Origin of the sequence: Falsiroseomonas oryziterrae (genome assembly GCF_021864505.1) — a bacterium.
Classification (GTDB): Bacteria; Pseudomonadota; Alphaproteobacteria; order Acetobacterales; family Acetobacteraceae; genus Falsiroseomonas; species Falsiroseomonas oryziterrae.
In genome coordinates this window covers 1-2,643 of sequence record NZ_JAKJIB010000446.1, presented here as the reverse complement: position 1 = coordinate 2,643, position 2,643 = coordinate 1, and the positions used below count along the sequence as shown (strand labels likewise).

Sequence of the window (2,643 nt, the reverse complement as noted above, 5' to 3'; positions counted from 1 at the left end):
CGCCGCGCCGGCCGCGGTCGCCGCCCCCCTGCCCTCCGCCACCGCGCCGGAGGCCGAGGGGCCGCATCCGGGCGCCGTGACCTCGCCGATGGTGGGCGTGGCGTATCTCGCGCCGGAGCCGGGGGCGGCGCCCTTCGTCACCGTCGGCAGCCGCGTCGCGCAGGGCCAGACCCTGCTGCTGATCGAGGCGATGAAGACCTTCAACCAGATCCGCGCGCCCAAGGCCGGCACGGTCACGCGCATCCTGGTCGAGAGCGGCTCGCCGGTCGAATACGGCGAGCCGCTGCTGGTGATCGAGTAGCGCCCGTGCACATCAGGAAGGTGCTGATCGCCAACCGCGGCGAGATCGCGCTTCGCGTCCACCGCGCCTGCCAGGAGATGGGCATCCAGACCGTCGCGGTGCATTCCACCGCCGACAACACGGCGATGCATGTGCGCCTGGCCGACGAGAGCGTCTGCATCGGCCCACCGCCTGCGCGCGACAGCTACCTGAACATGGCGGCGATCATCTCGGCGGCCGCGATCACCGGCGCGGATGCGATCCACCCGGGCTACGGCTTCCTGTCGGAGAACGCCTCCTTCGCCGAGATGGTGGAGGCGCACGGCCTCGCCTTCATCGGCCCGCGGCCGGAGCACATCCGGATGATGGGCGACAAGATCGCGGCGAAGGATGCGATGCGCCGGCTCGGCGTGCCGCTCGTCCCCGGTTCGATGGGCGCGCTCGAGAGCCTCGACGAGGCGCGCGCCGTCGCCGACGAGATCAAGTATCCCGTGCTGATCAAGGCGGCCGCCGGCGGCGGCGGGCGCGGCATGAAGGTGGCGCGCAGCGCCGAGGAGCTCGAGGAAGCCTGGCGCGTCGCCCGCACCGAGGCCAAGGCGGCGTTCGGCGACGACAGCGTCTACATGGAGAAGTATCTCGACCGCCCGCGGCACATTGAGCTGCAGGTGCTGGCCGACACGCATGGCAACGTCGTGCATTTCGGCGAGCGCGACTGCTCGCTGCAGCGCCGCCACCAGAAGCTGGTCGAGGAAGCCGGCAGCCCGGTGCTCTCGGCGGAGGAGCGCGACAAGCTCGGCGCCAACGTCACGCGCGCGCTGAAGGAGCTCGGCTACCGCAACGCCGGCACGCTGGAGTTCCTCTGGCAGGACGGGCAGTTCGCCTTCATCGAGATGAACACCCGCCTGCAGGTCGAGCACCCGGTGACCGAGATGGTCTGCGGCGTCGACCTCGTGAAGGAGCAGGTCCGGATCGCCGCCGGCGAGCCGCTCGGCTACGGGCAGGACGAGATCCGCTTCAACGGCCACGCGATCGAGTGCCGCATCACCGCCGAGGACCCGGAGACCTTCGCGCCGAGCCCGGGGCGGGTGAACATGTACCACGCGCCGGGCGGCCTCGGCGTGCGCGTCGACAGCGCGCTTTACAGCGGGTACGTCGTGCCGCCGCACTACGACAGCCTGGTCGCGAAGCTCGTCGTGCATGGCGGTACGCGGGCCGAAGCGATCGCGCGGCTGCGGCGCGCGCTGGCCGAGATGGTGGTCAGCGGCATCCGCACCACGCTGCCGCTGCACCAGCAGATCGTGGCCGATCCCGAATTCCAGGCCGGCGACTACACGATTCATTGGCTGGAGCGGTTCGTCGCGCGGATGCGCGCGGACGGGTGATGCGGATGCGCGCGGAGGGGTGACGCGGATGCGAGCCCGCGCCTGATCGCAACAGCCTGACCGCGACACGCTCACGCGACTCTCGCCCCGCAGCCGTTCTGCGCGCATACTCGCCGCGTGAGCCGGCGCCAGTTCGAGATCACGCCCGAGTTGCTGCTCCGCGCCTATCGCGCGGGTCTCTTCCCCATGGCCGAGAGCCGGCGCGGCGAGCGGCTCTACTGGCTCGATCCCGAGCAGCGCGGCGTCATCCCGCTGCAGGGCTTCCACCTGCCGCGGCGCCTCGCGCGCACCGTGCTCTCCGGCCCCTTCGAGGTCGCGTCGAACCGCGATTTCGTCGCCACGCTCCAGGGCTGCGCGGCACCGGCGGAGGGACGCGAGGACACCTGGATCAACCACGAGATCGAGCGGCTGTTCACCGCGCTGCACCGCATGGGCCATGCGCAATCGATCGAGGTCCGCCTCGGCGGCGAGCTGGTGGGCGGGCTCTACGGCGTGACTTTGGGCGGCGTCTTCTTCGGCGAGAGCATGTTCAGCCGCGTGCGCGACGCCTCGAAGGTCGCGCTGGTGCACCTCGTCGCGCGGATGCGGGTCCTCGGCTACCGGCTGCTCGACGCGCAGTTCCAGACCGGGCACCTGGCGCAGTTCGGCTGCCGCGAGGTGCCGCGCGCGCAGTACAAGCGGCTCCTGGCCGAGGCGGTGGAGGACACCCCGGCATGGGAGAATGCGCCGGATCCCGCGCGGATCGAGGCGGAGATCCGCGCGATGCGGGCCGAGGGCTGAGAGACCGTTTGAGCAATGCCGGCGGCTGAGGATCCGCAGGGGGTTTTTCGTCCCGCCCAGGCGTCGGGGCGGAAAAGCGCCGCGGGGCCGAACCGTCCGGTGTTCTCAAACGGTCTCTGAGCCTCAGCGCTCCCAGGGCCGCCCGGCCGGGCCGCGCGGCGGGCGCGGCGCCTCCGGCGCGAAGCCCTGCGGGCCGGGCAC

The 2,643-nt window shown here is 71.8% G+C and carries 3 protein-coding genes; all 3 read left to right on the top strand.

Features of this window, described 5'->3' with window-relative positions; translation table 11 throughout:
• Positions 1–301: acetyl-CoA carboxylase biotin carboxyl carrier protein (locus tag L2I40_RS21705; protein ID WP_237217326.1), on the top strand; the 301-nt coding region annotated here is incomplete at its 5' end.
• 5 nt (positions 302–306) lie between these two features.
• A complete protein-coding gene (accC, locus tag L2I40_RS21700) occupies positions 307–1,662 on the top strand; it encodes an acetyl-CoA carboxylase biotin carboxylase subunit (RefSeq protein WP_237217325.1) in 1,356 nt (451 codons plus the stop codon).
• A 117-nt stretch (positions 1,663–1,779) separates the two neighbouring features.
• On the top strand, positions 1,780–2,442 hold the full coding sequence (aat, locus tag L2I40_RS21695) for a leucyl/phenylalanyl-tRNA--protein transferase (RefSeq protein ID WP_237217324.1): 663 nt from the start codon (positions 1,780–1,782) through the stop codon (positions 2,440–2,442).
• The last annotated feature ends 201 nt before the right edge of the window (positions 2,443–2,643 follow it).